The organism is Pseudomonas sp. LAM2023, from assembly GCF_016620375.1.
Lineage (GTDB): Bacteria > Pseudomonadota > Gammaproteobacteria > Pseudomonadales > Pseudomonadaceae > Aquipseudomonas > Aquipseudomonas anuradhapurensis.
On the sequence record NZ_JAENHV010000026.1, the window covers coordinates 623,648 to 641,161 of the forward strand.

14 protein-coding genes are annotated in these 17,514 nt (G+C 65.3%); 10 read left to right on the plus strand and 4 right to left on the minus strand.

The window, feature by feature from the left end; all coding sequences use genetic code 11:
* The first annotated feature begins 5 nt into the window (after nucleotides 1-5).
* The 3 genes from dapD to JKP78_RS17870 all read left to right on the plus strand — a co-directional run bounded on the left by dapD (nucleotide 6) and on the right by JKP78_RS17870 (nucleotide 2,745).
* Nucleotides 6-1,040: a 2,3,4,5-tetrahydropyridine-2,6-dicarboxylate N-succinyltransferase gene (gene dapD / locus JKP78_RS17860; protein ID WP_186689835.1), complete on the plus strand. Its 1,035-nt coding sequence runs from the start codon at nucleotides 6-8 to the stop codon at nucleotides 1,038-1,040.
* A gap of 92 nt (nucleotides 1,041-1,132) precedes the next feature.
* Complete coding sequence (locus JKP78_RS17865) at nucleotides 1,133-2,338, plus strand: cysteine desulfurase (protein WP_186689837.1); 1,206 nt, start codon at nucleotides 1,133-1,135, stop codon at nucleotides 2,336-2,338.
* Nucleotides 2,335-2,745 (plus strand): SufE family protein, encoded by a 411-nt coding sequence (locus tag JKP78_RS17870; protein ID WP_186689838.1) that lies wholly within the window; start codon nucleotides 2,335-2,337, stop codon nucleotides 2,743-2,745. The genes JKP78_RS17865 and JKP78_RS17870 overlap by 4 nt, the downstream gene beginning before the upstream one ends.
* Before the next feature lie 149 nt (nucleotides 2,746-2,894).
* Here JKP78_RS17870 and tcdA read toward each other — a convergent pair whose 3' ends face one another.
* Nucleotides 2,895-3,704, minus strand: coding sequence for a tRNA cyclic N6-threonylcarbamoyladenosine(37) synthase TcdA (gene tcdA / locus JKP78_RS17875; protein ID WP_186689840.1), 810 nt, complete (start codon nucleotides 3,702-3,704; stop codon nucleotides 2,895-2,897).
* A 119-nt stretch (nucleotides 3,705-3,823) separates the two neighbouring features.
* Here tcdA and JKP78_RS17880 point away from each other — a divergent pair, with 119 nt between their 5' ends.
* The 4 genes from JKP78_RS17880 (at nucleotide 3,824) to JKP78_RS17895 (ending at nucleotide 8,972) form a co-directional block, all read left to right on the plus strand.
* The gene (locus JKP78_RS17880; protein WP_186689842.1) at nucleotides 3,824-6,415 is read left to right on the plus strand and encodes a glycosyltransferase; all 2,592 of its coding nucleotides are present in this window, start codon (nucleotides 3,824-3,826) and stop codon (nucleotides 6,413-6,415) included.
* A gap of 202 nt (nucleotides 6,416-6,617) precedes the next feature.
* A complete protein-coding gene (gene dapE, locus JKP78_RS17885) occupies nucleotides 6,618-7,769 on the plus strand; it encodes a succinyl-diaminopimelate desuccinylase (RefSeq protein WP_186689844.1) in 1,152 nt (383 codons plus the stop codon).
* Nucleotides 7,769-8,581 carry a putative RNA methyltransferase gene (locus JKP78_RS17890; RefSeq protein ID WP_170028625.1) on the plus strand — a complete coding sequence of 271 codons (813 nt, stop codon included), beginning with the start codon at nucleotides 7,769-7,771 and terminating at the stop codon, nucleotides 8,579-8,581. Before dapE ends, JKP78_RS17890 begins: the two co-directional genes overlap by 1 nt.
* A 16-nt stretch (nucleotides 8,582-8,597) precedes the next feature.
* Nucleotides 8,598-8,972 carry a hypothetical protein gene (locus JKP78_RS17895; protein ID WP_170028623.1) on the plus strand — a complete coding sequence of 125 codons (375 nt, stop codon included), beginning with the start codon at nucleotides 8,598-8,600 and terminating at the stop codon, nucleotides 8,970-8,972.
* A 121-nt stretch (nucleotides 8,973-9,093) separates the two neighbouring features.
* On the opposite strand, the gene JKP78_RS17900 is transcribed toward JKP78_RS17895, so the two are convergent.
* Nucleotides 9,094-9,303, minus strand: a complete 210-nt coding sequence (locus JKP78_RS17900; protein ID WP_003252255.1) for a cold-shock protein — start codon at nucleotides 9,301-9,303, stop codon at nucleotides 9,094-9,096.
* A 231-nt stretch (nucleotides 9,304-9,534) separates the two neighbouring features.
* Here JKP78_RS17900 and plsB point away from each other — a divergent pair, with 231 nt between their 5' ends.
* The 3 genes from plsB (at nucleotide 9,535) to JKP78_RS17915 (ending at nucleotide 13,217) form a co-directional block, all read left to right on the plus strand.
* The gene (gene plsB / locus JKP78_RS17905; protein WP_170028621.1) at nucleotides 9,535-12,021 is read left to right on the plus strand and encodes a glycerol-3-phosphate 1-O-acyltransferase PlsB; all 2,487 of its coding nucleotides are present in this window, start codon (nucleotides 9,535-9,537) and stop codon (nucleotides 12,019-12,021) included.
* 77 nt (nucleotides 12,022-12,098) lie between these two features.
* Nucleotides 12,099-12,497, plus strand: coding sequence for a YbaY family lipoprotein (locus JKP78_RS17910; protein ID WP_200627096.1), 399 nt, complete (start codon nucleotides 12,099-12,101; stop codon nucleotides 12,495-12,497).
* 33 nt (nucleotides 12,498-12,530) lie between these two features.
* On the plus strand, nucleotides 12,531-13,217 hold the full coding sequence (locus JKP78_RS17915) for a DUF4197 domain-containing protein (protein WP_170028617.1): 687 nt from the start codon (nucleotides 12,531-12,533) through the stop codon (nucleotides 13,215-13,217).
* Nucleotides 13,218-13,335: 118 nt separating this feature from the next.
* On the opposite strand, the gene JKP78_RS17920 is transcribed toward JKP78_RS17915, so the two are convergent.
* Together JKP78_RS17920 and JKP78_RS17925 are read right to left on the minus strand one after the other, a co-directional pair.
* Nucleotides 13,336-16,401, minus strand: a complete 3,066-nt coding sequence (locus tag JKP78_RS17920) for an efflux RND transporter permease subunit (protein WP_200627097.1) — start codon at nucleotides 16,399-16,401, stop codon at nucleotides 13,336-13,338.
* A gap of 6 nt (nucleotides 16,402-16,407) precedes the next feature.
* The gene (locus tag JKP78_RS17925; RefSeq protein ID WP_200627098.1) at nucleotides 16,408-17,508 is read right to left on the minus strand and encodes an efflux RND transporter periplasmic adaptor subunit; all 1,101 of its coding nucleotides are present in this window, start codon (nucleotides 17,506-17,508) and stop codon (nucleotides 16,408-16,410) included.
* Nucleotides 17,509-17,514 lie beyond the last annotated feature (6 nt).

Sequence of the window (17,514 nt, forward strand, 5' to 3'; positions counted from 1 at the left end):
ATCACATGTCCAATACCCTGTTCAGCCTGGCCTTCGGTGTCGGCTCCCAGAACCGCCAGGGCGCCTGGCTGGAAGTATTCTACGCACAACCACTGCTCAACCCGAGCGCAGAGCTGGTTGCAGCGGTAGCGCCGATCCTCGGCTACCAAGGCGGCAATCAGGCCATCGCCTTCAGCACTGCCCAGGCTGCACAACTGGCCGAAGCCGTGAAAGGCGTCGACGCCGCCCAGGCAGCCCTGCTGACCCGCCTGGCCGAAAGCCACAAGCCACTGGTCGCCACCCTGCTGGCCGAAGACGCCGCACTGAGCTCGACCCCAGAGGCCTACCTCAAGCTGCACCTGCTGTCGCACCGCCTGGTCAAGCCGCACGGTGTGAGCCTGGCCGGCATCTTCCCGCTGCTGCCGAACGTTGCCTGGACCAACCAGGGCGCAGTCGACCTGGCCGAACTGGCCGAGCTGCAACTGGAAGCGCGCCTGAAGGGCGAGCTGCTGGAAGTGTTCTCGGTGGACAAGTTCCCGAAAATGACCGACTACGTGGTCCCGGCCGGCGTACGCATCGCCGACACCGCCCGTGTCCGCCTGGGCGCCTACATCGGCGAAGGCACCACCATCATGCACGAAGGCTTCGTCAACTTTAACGCCGGCACCGAAGGCCCAGGCATGATCGAAGGCCGCGTTTCGGCTGGCGTATTCGTCGGCAAGGGCTCGGACCTGGGCGGCGGCTGCTCGACCATGGGCACCCTGTCCGGTGGCGGCAACATCGTCATCAAGGTTGGCGAAGGCTGCCTGATCGGCGCCAACGCCGGTATCGGTATTCCGCTGGGCGACCGCAACACCGTCGAGGCCGGCCTGTACATCACCGCCGGTACCAAGGTGAACCTGCTGGACGAGAACAACCAGCTGGTGAAAGTGGTCAAGGCCCGCGACCTGGCCGGCCAGACCGACCTGCTGTTCCGCCGCAACTCGCTGAACGGTGCAGTGGAGTGCAAGACCCACAAGTCGGCCATCGAGCTGAACGAGGCGCTGCACGCGCACAACTGAGAACCCTGCAGCAGCGGATTCTCAGCGCTTGAAATGTTAAGATCGGGTCTGGCACCTCGCCAGACCCGATTTTCCTTCCAGGCCCCGCGACCATGTTCCAGCCCTCCCCCTGGCGTGCCGATTTCCCCGCGATCGCCGCCCTGCAACGGCAGCACCAGACCTACCTGGACAGCGCCGCCACCACCCAGAAGCCGCAAGCCCTGCTCGATGCCCTGAGCCATTACTACGGCCATGGCGCAGCCAACGTGCACCGAGCCCAGCATTTGCCCGGCGCACTCGCGACCCAGGCTTTCGAAACCAGTCGCGACAAGGTCGCCGCCTGGCTCAATGCGGCAGATTCGCGGCAGATCGTGTTCACCCACGGTGCCACGTCGGCGCTAAACCTGCTGGCGTATGGCCTGGAACAGCGCTTCGAGGCCGGTGATGAAATTGCCGTCAGCGCCCTGGAGCACCACGCCAACCTGCTGCCCTGGCAACAACTGGCGCAGCGGCGCAACCTGCGCCTGGTAGTGCTGCCGCTGGATGGCCAGGGCCGCATCGACCTCGAGCAGGCACTGCAACTGATCGGGCCACGTACCCGGGTACTGGCGGTGAGCCAGCTGTCCAACGTGCTGGGTACCTGGCAGCCGCTACCGGCACTGCTGGCCCATGCCCGCGCGCAAGGCGCGCTGACCGTGGTCGACGGTGCCCAGGGCGTGGTGCATGGCCGCCACGATGTGCAGCAACTGGGTTGCGACTTCTATGTGTTCTCCAGCCACAAGCTGTACGGCCCGGAAGGCGTCGGCGTGCTGTACGGCCGCAGCCAGGCACTGGAGCGGTTGCGCCACTGGCAGTTCGGCGGCGAGATGGTGCAACTGGCCGAGTACCATAGCGCCAGCTTCCGCCCGGCGCCGCTGGGCTTCGAGGCCGGTACCCCGCCGATTGCCGGCGTGATCGGCCTGGGCGCGACCCTGGACTACCTGGCCAGCCTCGATGCCCAGGCGGTCGAACGCCATGAAACCAGTCTGCACCAGCACTTGCTGCGTGGCCTGGCAGACCGCGATGGTGTGCGCATCCTTGGCGCACCACAGGCAGCCCTGGCCAGTTTCGTCATTGAAGGCGTGCACAACGCTGATATCGCCCACCTGCTGACCGAGCAAGGTATTGCCGTGCGTGCCGGGCACCACTGTGCCATGCCGCTGCTCAAGGGGTTGGGGCTGGAGGGGGCCATTCGCGTGTCGCTGGGGCTGTACAACGACAGCGATGACTTGCAGCGTTTCTTCGACGCGCTGGACCAGGGCCTGGAGCTGTTGCGATGAACCTGCCAGCAGAGGCCTGCCAGGCGCTGGAGGCGTTTGAGCAAAGCAAGGGCTGGGAACAGCGTGCGCGCCTGCTGATGCAGTGGGGCGACCGCCTGGAGCCCTTGGCTGAGGCTGAAAAGACCGAGGCCAACCGGGTGCATGGCTGTGAAAGCCTGGTGTGGCTGGTAGCCGAGCAAGTCGAAGGCGCGTGGCAGTTCAAGGCCACCAGCGACGCCCGCTTGTTGCGCGGGCTGCTGGCGTTGCTGCTGGTGCGGGTGCAGGGGTTGCCCAGTGGAGAGCTGGCCGAGCTTGATCTGCGTGAGTGGTTTACCCAGCTGGGCCTGGAGCGCCAGCTGTCACCGTCGCGCAGCAATGGCCTGCATGCAGTGTTGCAGCGGATGGCGGAGCTAGCCTCGGCTGCCTGAACCCAAGGCCTGTAGGAGCGGCCTTGCGTCGCGATGGGGCGCGCAGCGGCCCCGGCCATATTCACTGCGAAGCTGCAATCGTGGGGCCGCTGCGCGCCCCATCGCGACGCAAGGCCGCTCCTACAGGGGCCAAGCAAAGCGGAAGGGTTTTACTCAGGCTTGGCGCGCTCCGACGGCCGTCGTGCACCGGCCACCAGTTTCTCTACCGCTTTGCTTGCTGCCACCATGCCGAAGGTCGCGGTCACCATCATCACCGCGCCGAAGCCACCCGAGCAGTCCAGGCGCACACCTTCACCGACAAAACTCTTCTGCAGGCACACGCTGCCATCCCCCTTGGGATAGCGCAGCTGCTCGCTGGAAAACACGCACGGCACGCCATAATTGCGGCTGACATTGCGCGAGAAGTTGTAGTCGCGGCGCAGGGTGGAACGCACCCGCGAAGCCAGCGGGTCGTTGAAGGTCTTGTTCAGGTCGGCGATCTGGATCTGCGTCGGGTCGATCTGCCCGCCGGCGCCACCGGTGGTGACAATGGCGATCTTGCGCCGGCGGCACCAGGCGATCAGCGCGGCCTTGGCCATGACGCTGTCGATGCAGTCGATCACACAGTCGAGGTTTTCGCTGATGTACTCGGCCATGCTGTCACGGGTGACGAAGTCGGCTACCGCATGCACCCTGCAGGCCGGGTTGATCGCCCGCAGGCGCTCGGCCATGACCTCGACCTTGGGCCGCCCCACCTGCCCTTCCAGGGCATGGGCCTGGCGGTTGGTGTTGCTGACGCAGACGTCGTCGAGGTCGAACAGGGTGATCTCGCCCACACCACTGCGGGCCAACGCTTCGGCCGCCCACGAGCCTACCCCGCCAATACCGACCACGGCCACATGGGCCTGGCCCAGGCGCTGCAACCCCTGGTCGCCATACAACCGGGCAACGCCCGCGAAGCGTGGATCTTCTGTGCTCATGCTCATACCCCAAAAAACCGGCGCGCATTATATGCCAGTGGGCCCATCGCCTGCATCGTTAGGAAAGAGCCTACCAACCCTGCTTTAATGTCGTATCACTTCGACACAAATGGACGACAATGTCTTCACGTAAATTCGGCCTGAACCTGGTCGTGGTCCTGGCCATCGCCGCGTTGTTCACCGGGTTCTGGGCACTGATCAATCGCCCGGTTTCCGCCCCTGCCTGGCCCGAGCAGATCTCCGGTTTCTCGTATTCGCCGTTCCGCCTGGGGGAAAGCCCGCAAAAGGGCCAGTACCCGACTGACGACGAGATGCGCCAGGACCTGGAGCAGTTGAGCAAACTGACCGACAGCATCCGTATCTACACCGTGGAAGGCACCCAGGCCGATATCCCGCGGCTGGCCGAGGAGTTCGGCCTGCGGGTCACGCTGGGTATCTGGATCAGCCCGGACCTGGAGCGCAACGAGCGTGAGATCGCCACCGCCATCCAGTTGGCCAACACCTCGCGCAGCGTCGTCCGGGTAGTGGTCGGCAACGAGGCGCTGTTCCGCGAGGAGGTCACCCCGGAAAACCTGATCAAGTACCTGGACCGGGTACGTGCAGCGGTCAAGGTACCGGTGACCACCAGTGAGCAGTGGCACATCTGGAAAGAAAACCCGCAGCTGGCCAAGCACGTCGACCTGATCGCCGCGCACATCCTGCCGTACTGGGAGTTCGTGCCGATGAAGGATTCGGTCGCATTCGTCCTCGACCGCGCCCGCGAACTGAAACACCAGTTCCCGCGCAAGCCGCTGCTGCTGTCGGAAGTCGGCTGGCCGAGCAACGGCCGCATGCGCGGGGGTGCCGATGCCACTCAGGCCGACCAGGCCATCTACCTGCGCACCCTGGTCAATACCCTCAATCGCCGTGGGTACAACTACTTCGTCATCGAAGCCTATGACCAGCCCTGGAAAGCCAGTGACGAAGGTTCGGTGGGCGCCTACTGGGGGGTGTACAACGCCGAGCGCCAGCAGAAGTTCAACTTCGACGGCCCGGTGGTGGCGATCCCGCAATGGCGTGCCCTGGCAGTGGCCTCGGTGGTCCTGGCCCTGATTGCGCTGACCGTGCTGTTCATCGACGGCTCTGCCCTGCGCCAGCGCGGCCGCACCTTCCTGACCTTCATCACGTTCCTGTGCGGCTCGGTCCTGGTGTGGATCGCCTACGACTACAGCCAGCAATACAGCACCTGGTTCAGCCTGACCGTGGGCGTGCTGCTGGCCCTTGGCGCGCTGGGGGTATTCATCGTCCTGCTCACCGAGGCCCACGAACTGGCCGAGGCGGTATGGATACACAAGCGCCGCCGCGAATTCCTGCCGGTGCAGGCCGACAGCGCCTACCGGCCCAAGGTGTCGGTGCATGTGCCGTGCTACAACGAGCCGCCAGAGATGGTGAAGCAGACCCTCGACGCCCTGGCCGCACTGGACTACCCCGACTACGAAGTGCTGGTGATCGACAACAACACCAAGGACCCGGCCGTTTGGGAGCCGCTCAAGGCCCACTGCGAGAAGCTCGGCGAGCGCTTCAGGTTCTTCCACGTCGCGCCATTGGCCGGCTTCAAGGGCGGCGCACTGAACTACCTGATCCCGCACACCGCCAAGGACGCCGAAGTGATTGCGGTGATCGACTCGGACTACTGCGTCGACCGCAACTGGCTCAAGCACATGGTGCCGCACTTCGCCGACCCGAAAATCGCCGTGGTGCAGTCGCCGCAGGATTATCGCGACCAGCACGAAAGCGCCTTCAAGAAGCTCTGCTACAGCGAGTACAAGGGCTTCTTCCACATCGGCATGGTCACCCGCAACGACCGTGACGCGATCATCCAGCACGGCACCATGACCATGACCCGGCGCAGCGTGCTGGAAGAGTTGGGCTGGGCCGAGTGGTGCATCTGCGAGGACGCCGAGCTGGGCCTGCGCGTGTTCGAAAAGGGCCTGTCGGCGGCCTACGCCCACAACAGCTACGGCAAGGGCCTGATGCCCGACACCTTCATCGACTTCAAGAAGCAGCGTTTCCGCTGGGCCTATGGCGCCATCCAGATCATCAAGCACCACGCCAGCGCGCTGTTGCGCGGCAAGGGCAGCGAGCTGACCCGTGGCCAGCGCTACCACTTCCTGGCCGGCTGGCTGCCCTGGATCGCCGATGGCATGAACATCTTCTTCACCGTCGGCGCGCTGCTGTGGTCGGCGGCGATGATCATCGTGCCACACCGGGTCGACCCGCCGCTGATGATCTTCGCCATCCCGCCGCTGGCGCTGTTCTTCTTCAAGGTCGGCAAGATCATTTTCCTCTACCGGCGCGCAGTGGGGGTGAACCTTAAGGACGCCTTTGCCGCGGCACTGGCCGGGCTGGCATTGTCGCATACCATCGCCAAGGCCGTGCTGTACGGTTTCTTCACCAGCAGCATGCCGTTCTTCCGCACGCCGAAGAACGCCGACAGCCATGGCTTGCTGGTGGCGATTTCCGAGGCCCGGGAAGAATTGTTCATCATGTTGCTGCTGTGGGGTGCGGCACTGGGCATCTATCTGGTGCAGGGGCTGCCGAGTTCGGACATGCGCTTCTGGGTGGCGATGTTGCTGGTGCAATCGTTGCCTTATGTGGCAGCGCTGGTGATGGCGTTTCTGTCGTCGTTGCCCAAACCTGGGGAAAAGGCCGCCGAGGCGCAACAGGCTTGAGCTCTTTGGGGGCGCTTTGCGCCCCTTTCGCGACACAAGGCCACTCCTACATGGGATCGCATCCCGTCAGATGTGGCGCGATAGCTTTTAAGAGCGGCCTTGTGTCGCGAAAGGGCCGCAAAGCGGCCCCATTGGCCTGACGGTTTGATATAAGATAACGCCCCTCAGATTTCTCCCGCCTTGCCTTGCCCCGGAGTCCCCCATGACGGCCCCAGCCGAGCTTTCGCCCACCCTCCAACTGGCCTGCGACCTGATCCGTCGCCCCTCGGTCACCCCCGTCGACGCCGACTGCCAGGCGCAGATGATGAACCGCCTGGGCGCCGTGGGCTTCCAGCTGGAACCGATGCGCATCGAGGACGTCGACAACTTCTGGGCCACCCACGGTACCCAGGACGGCCCGGTGCTGTGCTTCGCCGGCCACACCGACGTGGTGCCCACCGGCCCGGTGCAACAATGGCAGCATGAACCCTTCGAGGCGCTGATCGACGCCGACGGCATGCTCTGCGGCCGTGGCGCCGCCGACATGAAAGGCAGCCTGGCGTCCATGGTGGTGGCCAGCGAGCGCTTCGTGCAGGACTACCCGAACCACCGTGGCAAAGTCGCCTTCCTGATCACCAGCGACGAGGAAGGCCCGGCCCACCACGGCACCAAGGCCGTGGTCGAGCGCCTGAAAGCGCGCAACGAGCGCCTGGACTGGTGCATCGTCGGCGAGCCATCCAGCACCACCCTGCTGGGTGACGTGGTCAAGAATGGCCGCCGTGGCTCGCTGGGCGCCAAGCTGACCGTACGCGGCAAGCAGGGCCACGTGGCCTACCCACACCTGGCGCGCAACCCGATCCACCTGGCTGCCCCGGCTCTGGCCGAACTGGCCGCCGAGCACTGGGACGAAGGCAATGCGTTCTTCCCGCCGACCAGCTTCCAGATCTCCAACCTCAATGCTGGCACCGGCGCTACCAATGTGGTCCCGGGCGAGCTGAGCGCGCTGTTCAACTTCCGCTTCTCCACCGAGTCCACCGTCGAAGGCCTGCAGGCGCGGGTGTCGGCCATTCTCGACAAGCATGAACTGGACTGGTCGATCGACTGGGCACTGTCGGGCCTGCCGTTCCTCACCGAGCCGGGCGAGCTGCTGGACGCCGTATCGGCCAGCATCAAGGGCGTCACCGGTCGCGACACCCAGCCGTCCACCAGCGGTGGTACCTCCGACGGCCGCTTCATCGCCACCATGGGTACCCAGGTGGTCGAGCTTGGCCCGGTCAACGCCACCATCCACCAGGTTGACGAGCGGATCCTGGCCAGCGACCTCGACCTGCTGACCGAAATCTACTACCAGACCCTGGTCCGGTTGCTCGCCTGATGCTCGCCTGCCCCCTTTGCCAAGCGCCGCTGAGCCGGCTCGACAACGGTGTGGTGTGCCCGGCCGGCCACCGCTTCGACCGCGCCCGCCAGGGTTACCTGAACCTGTTGCCGGTGCAGCACAAGAACAGCCGCGACCCGGGTGACAACCAGGCCATGGTCGAGGCCCGCCGCGATTTCCTCGAGGCCGGCCACTACGCCCCGGTGGCGCGCCGCCTGGCCGAACTGGCCGCCGAGCGCCAGCCCTCCGCCTGGCTGGACATCGGTTGCGGCGAGGGCTACTACACCGCGCAGCTCGCCCAGGCGCTGCCAGCCGCCGAGGGCTATGCCCTGGACATCTCCCGCGAGGCGGTCAAGCGCGCCTGCCGCCGCGCGCCCGAGGTCACCTGGATGGTCGCCAGCATGGCCCGGGTGCCGCTGGCCGACGCCAGCTGCCAGTTCATCGCAAGCGTGTTCAGCCCGCTCGACTGGGCCGAGGCCAAGCGCCTGCTCAGCCCTGGCGGCGGCCTGATGCGGGTCGGCCCCACCAGCGGCCACCTGATGGAACTGCGCGAAGTGCTCTACGATGAAGTACGCCCTTACGCCGACGACAAGCACCTCGCACTGGTCCCCGAAGGCATGGCCCATGCCCACAGCGAAACCCTCGAGTTTCGCCTGAGCCTGGTCGCGCCCAAGGCCCGCGCCGACCTGCTGGCCATGACTCCGCACGGCTGGCGCGCCAGTGCCGCAAGGCGTGCCCGGGTGATCGACCAGGCCGAGCCGTTCGAAGTCACGGTTTCCATGCGTTATGACTATTTCCTGCGCCAAGACTGAGCACACCGGAGCCCTTATGCGCCAACCTGATATCGAGATCTACCTGAAGGACGCCGACGTCGACCACAAGCAGATTGCCGAGTGGCTTGCCCAGGCGATCGGCCCGTGCAGCGAATGGCAGCAGAAAGGCCAGACCTTCAAATGCCAGGCCGGTAACATTCCGGTCACCTGGTTACCCAAAGCTGTAGGGAAATGGAACAGCCTTTACCTGGAAAGCGACCAGACGCCCTGGGCCGATGACGTTGCCTGCGCCCGCGCCGCTTTCGCCGCACTGGGTGTGGAAGTGCGCTGCGCGCCGGGTGGCTGGGTGGAAGAAGACGGGGAAGAGGATGCCGACCGCTGGGTCCGCATCAGCGCCGACGGTGAAGAGGAAATCACCTGGCGTACCTGAACACAGGGTATTCCTGTGGGAGCCTGGCTTGCCGCCGATGCAGGCAACACGGTACCTGGCACCGGCCTTGCCGGTAATCGCCGGCAAGCCAGCTCCCACAACAAGCCTTACAGCATGAGGCTCAGAGCCCTACTACGTCTTCGGCTTGCAGGCCTTTCTGGCCCTGCACGCAGGCGTATTCCACCCGCTGCCCTTCGACCAGGGTACGATGCCCCTCACCGCGAATCGCCCGATAGTGGACGAACACATCCGCACCACCTTCGCGCTGAATGAAGCCATAACCCTTGGCATCGTTGAACCACTTTACATTCCCAGTCTCACGAGACGACATCTGAACTACTCCGGATTTTTATTGTGAAGATCGCCTTGTAGACACGAAGCCTCCGCCACGTGTCGACGCCGCTTGCGCAAATATCCTGCAAGTGGCAGGCCGAGTATATGACACAGAACAAAAAAATTTGATGACCGTCGCGCCGTTCGGCGATTTTTGCTGAACTTGCGCGGATACGGCAGACTAATTGGCCAGATACCCACTGAATTTCACACCCAGGGCACACACCCCATGACCCGTTCCCCCCTGCGCCGCCTGATCTTCGGCGCCCTGCGTCGCCTGTTGTACCTGTGGGTGCGCTCCGAGACCATCAACCAGTCCTCCCTCACCCTCAAGCTCGACCGCAGCCGCCCGGTGTTCTATGCCCTGCCCTCGCCGGCGCTCAGCGACCTGGTCGTGCTTGACCATGAATGCACCAAGGCGGGGCTGCCGCGCCCGGTGCTGCCGGTGGCGGTGGGCCCGCTGCAGGAGCCGGCCGCGTTCTTCTACCTGACCCCGGACCCGGACTGGCTCGGCCGCCACGACAAGCGTGGCGCGCCACCAACCCTGGAGCGCCTGGTCGCGACCGTGGGCCAGCATGCCGAAGAGGACGCCCAGATCATCCCGGTCAGCGTGTTCTGGGGCCAGACCCCGGCCAGTGAATCCAGCCCGTGGAAACTGCTGTTCGCCGACAGCTGGGCGGTTACCGGGCGCCTGCGCCGGCTGCTGACCGTGCTGGTGCTGGGGCGCAAGACCCGCGTGCAGTTCTCGGCGCCGATCCACCTGCGCGAACTGGTGCAGCACAACAAAGGCCAGGAACGCACCGTGCGCATGGCCCAGCGCCTGATGCGCGTGCACTTTCGCAACCTCAAGACGGCCGTCATCGGCCCGGACATCTCGCACCGGCGCACCCTGGTCAAGGGCCTGATCCATGCGCCGCAGGTGCGTCAGGCCATCCTCGACGAGGCGCAACGCGAAAACCTGCCGCTGGCCAAGGCCGAAGCCCAGGCGCTGCGTTATGGCAACGAGATCGCCTCGGACTACACCTACACCGCCATCCGCTTCCTCGAAGTGGTGCTCAGCTGGTTCTGGAACAAGATCTACGACGGCATCAAGGTCAACCACATCGAGCAGGTGCAAGGCATCGCCCCCGGCAACGAAGTGATCTACGTGCCCTGCCACCGCAGCCACATCGATTACCTGCTGCTGTCGTATTTGCTGTTCCGCAACGGCCTCACCCCGCCGCACGTGGCCGCAGGCATCAACCTCAACATGCCGCTGGTAGGTAACCTGCTGCGCCGTGGCGGTGCCTTCTTCATGCGCCGCACGTTCAAGGGCAACCCGCTGTACACCGCAGTGTTCAACGAATACCTGCACACCCTGTACACCAAAGGTTTCCCGGTGGAGTACTTCGTCGAAGGCGGCCGCTCGCGCACCGGGCGCATGCTGCAGCCACGCACCGGGATGCTGGCCATCACCCTGCGCAGCTTCCTGCGCTCGTCGCGCACGCCGATCGTCTTCGTGCCGGTGTACATCGGCTACGAGCGCGTGCTCGAAGGCCGTACCTACCTGGGCGAGCTGCGCGGGGCCAGCAAGAAGAAGGAGTCGATCCTCGACATCTTCAAGGTATTCGGCGCGCTCAAGCAGCGCTTTGGCCAGGTGTACGTCAACTTCGGCGAACCGATCCGCCTGGCCGGCTTCCTCGACCAGCAACAGCCTGGCTGGCGCGACCAGGACCACGGCCCGCAGTATCGCCCGGCCTGGCTCAACGCCACCACCACCCGCCTGGGCGAAACCGTGGCACGCCACCTCAACGAGGCGGCGGCGATCAACCCGGTCAACTTGGTGGCCCTGGCGCTGCTCTCCACCAGCCGCCTGGCCCTGGACGAACGTGCCCTGACCCGCGTGCTCGAACTGTACCTGGCCTTGCTGCGTCAGGTGCCCTACTCGCCGCATACCACCCTGCCCGAGGGCGACGGCCAGGCGTTGATCGAACATGTGCGCAGCATGAACCTGGTGGCCGAGCAGAAGGACGCCCTGGGCCGCATCCTGTACCTGGATGAAGCCAACGCGGTGCTGATGACCTATTACCGCAACAACGTGCTGCACATCTTCGCCCTGCCAGCCCTGCTGGCCAGCTTCTTCCTCAGCAGCTCACGCCTGAGCCGGGAGTTGCTGGGCCGCTACGTGCACGCGCTGTACCCGTATCTGCAGGCCGAACTGTTCCTGCGCTGGACACCGCAGCAGCTGGACGAGGTGATCGACCAGTGGCTGGCCGCGCTGGTCGAACAGGGCCTGCTGCGCCAGGACAACGACGTGTACATCCGCCCCGCGCCGAGTTCACGGCAGTTCGTCTTGCTGACCCTGCTCGCCCGCACCATCACCCAGACCCTGCAGCGCTTCTACATGGCCACCTCGCTGCTGCTCAACAGCGGGCAACACAGCCTCAGCGCCGAAGCGCTGGAAGACCTGTGCGTGATGATGGCCCAGCGCCTGTCGATCCTGCATGGCCTGAACGCCCCGGAATTCTTCGACAAGACGCTGTTCCGCCACTTCATCCAGACCTTGCTCGAGCAGGGCGTGCTGCAGGCCGACAGCCAAGGCAAGCTGGGCTATCACGACAAGCTTGGCGAGCTGGCCGAAGGCGTGGCCAAGCGCGTACTGTCGGCCGAGCTGCGCCTGTCGATCCGCCAGGTCGCGTTGCACCGCGACGACGGGCTGGAAAGTTCGACCCTGTAAAGGGTTCGGCAGCCGGGAAAATCCGCTAAAGTCCCTGGGGTTGGCCACAAGCCAGCTCCAAGGAAAACGGAGACGCCATGAAAAAGCTCTTTATGCTGTGTTGCGCATCCCTGCTCGCAGCCTGTTCCAGCCACACCCCGTCCAGCCAGGCCAGCCTGGATGGCGAGGTGTTCTACCTGCAGCGCAGCGCCCTGCCACCGACCGCCACGCTCAGCGTCGAGCTGCAGGACGTGTCGCTGATGGATGCCCCGGCCGTGGTCCTGGCGCGCCAGGCCGGCCCGGTCAAAGGCAACGTACCGCTGCCCTTCCACCTCGCCTACGACCCGGCCCAGGTCAAGCCCGGCCACCGCTATGCGCTCAGCGCGCGCATCGAAATGGATGGCAAGTTGCTGTTCATCAACACCGAACAGCATGCTGTCCGGCTGGATGGCCATGACCCGCAACCGCTGCGGATCAAGGTCGATCCGGTCCGCTGAAACCCGTATTCATCTGTTTACAAGGAAAGCTTCATGATCCGCACCTCCCTGCGTTTCACCACCCTGTGCGCCGGCCTGCTGCTGTCGGCCAGTGCACTGGCCCTGTCGCTGGGCGACCTGAGCCAGAAAGACGCCACCGGCGGCCTGAAAGATGCCCTGACCCAGGGCGCGCAACTGGCCGTCAAGCAGCTGAGCGCCCCGGGCGGCTTCAGCAACAACCCGGACGTGCGTATCGAGCTGCCGGGCAACCTGGGCAAGGCCGCCAAGGCGATGAAGATGTTCGGCAAGGGTGACCAGGTCGAAGCCCTGGAAACCAGCATGAACAAGGCCGCCGAGGCTGCCGTGCCGCAGGCCCAGGCGATTCTGGTGGATGCCGTGAAGAACATGAGCGTGACCGATGCCAAGGGCATCCTCAGCGGTGGCGACGATTCGGCGACCCAGTACCTGAACAAGAGCAGCCGCGAGCAGATCCGTGCCAAGTTCCTGCCGATCGTCAAGCAGGCCACCGACAAGGTTGGCGTGGCCCAGCAGTACAATGCCTTCGCCGCCCAGGCCAAAGGCCTGGGGCTGGTCAAGGACGACGCCAATATCGAGAACTACGTGACCGAGAAGGCGCTGGATGGCCTGTTCGAGATGATCGCCAAGCAAGAGCAGAGCATTCGCCAGAACCCGGCTCAAGCGGCTACCAGCCTGGCCAAGAAGGTCTTTGGCGCGCTGTGATGGCGGTGGGGCTGCCTGGCAGCCCATCGCGACACCAGGCCGCTCCAACACAGCTTGCAAGGGCCTGTAGGGGCGGCCATGTATCGCGAAAGGAGGGCCAAGCCCTGCGCTATGAACTTCAGCCCTTCTTCACCCTGAACCACGCCGCATACAACGCCGGCAGGAACAGCAGGGTCAGCACCGTGGCCACGATCAATCCGCCCATGATCGCCACGGCCATCGGCCCGTAGAACACGCTGCGCGACAACGGGATCATCGCCAGCACCGCCGCCAGCGCGGTCAGCACGATCGGCCGGAAGCGCCGCACCGTGGCTTCGATGATCGCCTGCCAACGTTCCTGGCCGGCGGCGATGTCCTGCTCGATCTGGTCCACCAGGATCACCGAGTTGCGCATGATCATCCCCGCCAGGGCAATGGTGCCGAGCATGGCGACGAAGCCGAACGGTTGGCGGAACACCAGCAGGAACAAGGTCACGCCGATCAGCCCCAGCGGTGCGGTGAGGAACACCATCACCGTGCGCGAGAAGCTGCGCAGCTGGATCATCAGCAAGCTCAGCACCACCACCACGAACAGCGGCATGCCGGCGTTCACCGACTTCTGCCCGCGCTCGGAGTCCTCCACCGTGCCACCTACCTCCAGCAGGTAGCCATCGGGCAGCCTGGCGCGAATCTCCTTCAGGGTCGGCTCGATCTGCTTGACCAGCGTCACCGGCTGCTGCTGGTCGTAGATGTCGGCGCGCACCGTCACCGTCGGCAAGCGGTTGCGGTGCCAGATGATGCCCTCCTCGAAACCGTAGGCCAAGGTTGCCACCTGCGACAAGGCCACGCTCTGGCCATTGTCGGTCGGCAACGCCAGGCTGCCGAGATTGCCCAGCTCGTGGCGTTCCTGGTGGGTACCGCGCAGCAGGATCTCGATCAGCTCGTTGTCCTCGCGGTACTGGCTGACCGTGGTCCCGGTCAGCGAGCTTTGCAGGAAGCTCGACAGGTGCGCGGTACTGACGCCCAGGGCACGTGCCCGGTCCTGGTCGATTTCAAGGAATACCGCCTTGCTCGGTTCTTCCCAGTCCAGGTGCACGTTCACCACATGCGGGTTCTCGCGGATCTTGTCGGCCACTTCGCGGGCCAGTGCTCGGACTTTCTCGATGTGCTCGCCGGTGACGCGGAACTGCACCGGATAACCCACGGGCGGGCCGTTCTCCAGGCGGGTGACGCGGGCGCGCAGGTCGGGGAACTGCTGGTCCATGGTGCTGATCAGCCAGCTGCGCAGGCGCTCGCGGTCCTCCATCGACTTGGCCAGCACCACGAACTGGGCGAAGCTGGCCGCCGGCAGTTGCTGGTCCAGTGGCAGGTAGAAACGCGGCGAGCCGGTACCCACGTAGGCCACATAGTTGTCGATGCCGTCCTGCTGCCTGAGTAGCGCCTCCAACTGCTTGACCCGCTCGGCAGTGTTGGCCAGCGAGCTGCCTTCGGCCAGCTTCAGGTCGACCAGCAGCTCCGGGCGCCCGGAGGCCGGGAAGAACTGCTGGGGCACGAAGCGGAACAGCAGGATGCTGCCGACAAAGGCGGCAATGGTCAGCAGGATGACGGTCTTGCGCCGCCGCACGCACCACTCCACCAGCCGCCGCACGCGCTGGTAGAACGGGGTGGCGTACGGGTCTGGCGCGTGGCCATCCTTGCCATGGCGCGCGGCATGCAGGCTGGCCAGGTCGGGCAGCAGGCGCTCGCCCAGGTAAGGCACGAAGACCACGGCGGCCACCCAGGAGGTGAGCAAGGCGATGGTCACTACCTGGAAGATCGAACGGGTGTACTCGCCGGTGCCGGAGGCCGCCGTGGCAATCGGCAGGAAGCCGGCCGCGGTGATCAGGGTGCCGGTGAGCATCGGGAAGGCGGTGCTGCTCCAGGCATGGCTGGCCGCCTTGAGCCGGTCGTAGCCCTGCTCCATCTTGATCGCCATCATTTCCACCGCAATGATCGCGTCATCCACCAGCAGGCCCAGCGCCAGCACCAGTGCGCCAAGGGAGATCTTGTGCAGGCCGATGCCAAAGTAGTGCATGGCGGCGAAGGTCATGGCCAGTACCAGCGGAATCGCCAGCGCCACCACCAGGCCGGTGCGCAAGCCCAGCGAGAAGAAGCTCACCAGCAGCACGATGACCAGCGCCTCGACCAGCACCTGGATGAATTCGCCCACGCCAGCCTTGACCGCCGCCGGTTGGTCGGACACCTTGCGCAGCTCCATGCCGGCCGGCAGGCTGCGCGCCAGCCGCTCGAACTCGCCTTCCAGGGCCTTGCCCAGCACCAGGATGTCGCCGCCGTCCTTCATCGACACGGCCAGGCCGATGGCATCTTCGCCCATGAAGCGCATGCGCGGTGCCGGTGGGTCGTTGAAGCCCCGGTGCACCTCGGCGACATCGCCGATCCGGAAGGTACGGTCGCCCACGCGAATGGGGAACTGGCGAATCTGCTCGACGCTGCCAAAACGCCCGCTTACCCGCAACTGCAGGCGCTCACTGGGGGTTTCGAAGAAGCCGGCGGTGCTGACCGCGTTCTGCTCCTGCAGGGCCTGCTGCACGGCCGCCAAGGGCACACCGAGGGTGGCCAGCTTGAGGTTGGACAGCTCGATCCAGATTTTTTCGTCCTGCAGGCCGACCAGCTCGACCTTGCCGACGTCCTTGACCCGCTGCAGCTGGATCTGGATACGGTCGGCATAGTCCTTGAGCACGGCATAGTCGAAGCCCTTGCCGGTCAGCGCATAGATATTGCCGAAGGTGGTGCCGAACTCGTCGTTGAAGAACGGGCCCTGGATTTCCGGCGGCAGGGTGTGGCGGATGTCCGCGACCTTCTTGCGGATCTGGTACCACAGCTCGGGGATATCCCGGGAATGCAGCGAGTCACGGGCCATGAAGGTGACCTGCGACTCACCGGGGCGGGAAAACGAGACAATCCGCTCGTATTCGCCGGTTTCCATCAGTTTCTTCTCGATGCGCTCGGTGACCTGGCGCGACATTTCCTCGGCGCTGGCACCCGGCCACAGGGTGCGGATGACCATGGCCTTGAAGGTGAACGGCGGGTCTTCGCTCTGGCCGAGCTTGGTGTAGGACATCGCGCCAATGACCGCCAGCAGGATCATCAGAAACAGGACGATCTGGCGGTTGCGCAGCGCCCAGGCAGAAAGGTTGAAACCCATCGGGACTTACTCCTTGGCCGTCAGGTTCACTACACGGTTGGTGCGGTCTACCGGGCGTATCTCCTGGCCCTCGCGCAACACGTGGCCACCGGCGGCGACTATCCAGTCACCCACGGCAAGGCCCTCCAGCACCGGCACACTGTCGGCACCATAGGCCCCCAGGCGCACCAGCACCCGCTCCAGGCGGCTGTCCTTGTTGACCCGCCAGACGTAGGCCTGGCCGTTCTCTGCGGTAACCGCCGACAACGGCACGGCCAACGGGATCAAGCCTTCGTGGGCGATGTAGACCCGGGCGCTCTGGCCCAGCTCCGCCGGCGTGGCAGCGGAGGTGAAGGCAATGCGTGCGGCAAAGGTACGCGAGCGCGGGTCGGCGGCCGGCGACAGCTCGCGGATGCGCCCCTGGAAGCGCTCCTGCGGGTGCGACCACAGTTCCACGCTCACCGCCTGGCCTACGGCGAAGCGGGCGAAGTGCTGCTCCGGCAGGCCGATGAGCACTTCCCGCTCGCCATCGGCAGCGAGGGTGAACACGGTCTGCCCGGCCGCGACCACCTGGCCCACTTCTACCTGGCGCTTGGCGATCACCCCGGCCTGCGGTGCACGCAGCACGGCATATTCGGCCTGGTTGCCGGCGACGTCGAACTCGGCCTTGGCCTGCTTGAGGCGGGCCTGCCCGGCGCGGTAGAGGTTTTCGGCGTTGTCGTACTGCGAACGGCTGACCATCTGCCGGTCCAGCAGCTTCTGGTAGCGATCGCGCTCGGCACGCACCAACGACAGGTTGGCCTCGGCGGCCGCCAGCTGGGCACGATTGGCTTCCAGCTGCAGGCGCACATCCTGCGGGTCGAGTTCGGCCAACGGCTGGTCGGCCTTGACCCGCTGCCCTTCCTCGACCAGGCGCTTGCTGACCTTGCCGGCAATACGGAAGGCCAGCTCCGGCTCGAAGCGCGCCCGCACTTCGCCGGGGTAACTGTCGGCAGCGGCTTCGGCCGGCTGCGGTTGCACCACCAGCGCCGGGCGTGGCGCGGCGGGTGGGACGGCTTCCTGGCCGCACGCTGCCAGCAACAGCACGGCGGCGGTGGACAGGGCGATGGACAAGGCATGGCGCAACATGATGAA

Coding starts and splice junctions, on each gene's coding strand:
- dapE (WP_186689844.1), top strand. CDS start 6,618: ATGACGGCCCCAGCCGAGCTTTCGCCCACCCTCCAACTGGCCTGCGAC.
- tcdA (WP_186689840.1), bottom strand. CDS start 3,704: ATGAGCACAGAAGATCCACGCTTCGCGGGCGTTGCCCGGTTGTATGGC.
- JKP78_RS17880 (WP_186689842.1), top strand. CDS start 3,824: ATGTCTTCACGTAAATTCGGCCTGAACCTGGTCGTGGTCCTGGCCATC.
- plsB (WP_170028621.1), top strand. CDS start 9,535: ATGACCCGTTCCCCCCTGCGCCGCCTGATCTTCGGCGCCCTGCGTCGC.
- dapD (WP_186689835.1), top strand. CDS start 6: ATGTCCAATACCCTGTTCAGCCTGGCCTTCGGTGTCGGCTCCCAGAAC.
- JKP78_RS17900 (WP_003252255.1), bottom strand. CDS start 9,303: ATGTCGTCTCGTGAGACTGGGAATGTAAAGTGGTTCAACGATGCCAAG.
- JKP78_RS17865 (WP_186689837.1), top strand. CDS start 1,133: ATGTTCCAGCCCTCCCCCTGGCGTGCCGATTTCCCCGCGATCGCCGCC.
- JKP78_RS17890 (WP_170028625.1), top strand. CDS start 7,769: ATGCTCGCCTGCCCCCTTTGCCAAGCGCCGCTGAGCCGGCTCGACAAC.
- JKP78_RS17895 (WP_170028623.1), top strand. CDS start 8,598: ATGCGCCAACCTGATATCGAGATCTACCTGAAGGACGCCGACGTCGAC.
- JKP78_RS17910 (WP_200627096.1), top strand. CDS start 12,099: ATGAAAAAGCTCTTTATGCTGTGTTGCGCATCCCTGCTCGCAGCCTGT.
- JKP78_RS17915 (WP_170028617.1), top strand. CDS start 12,531: ATGATCCGCACCTCCCTGCGTTTCACCACCCTGTGCGCCGGCCTGCTG.
- JKP78_RS17870 (WP_186689838.1), top strand. CDS start 2,335: ATGAACCTGCCAGCAGAGGCCTGCCAGGCGCTGGAGGCGTTTGAGCAA.
- JKP78_RS17920 (WP_200627097.1), bottom strand. CDS start 16,401: ATGGGTTTCAACCTTTCTGCCTGGGCGCTGCGCAACCGCCAGATCGTC.
- JKP78_RS17925 (WP_200627098.1), bottom strand. CDS start 17,508: ATGTTGCGCCATGCCTTGTCCATCGCCCTGTCCACCGCCGCCGTGCTG.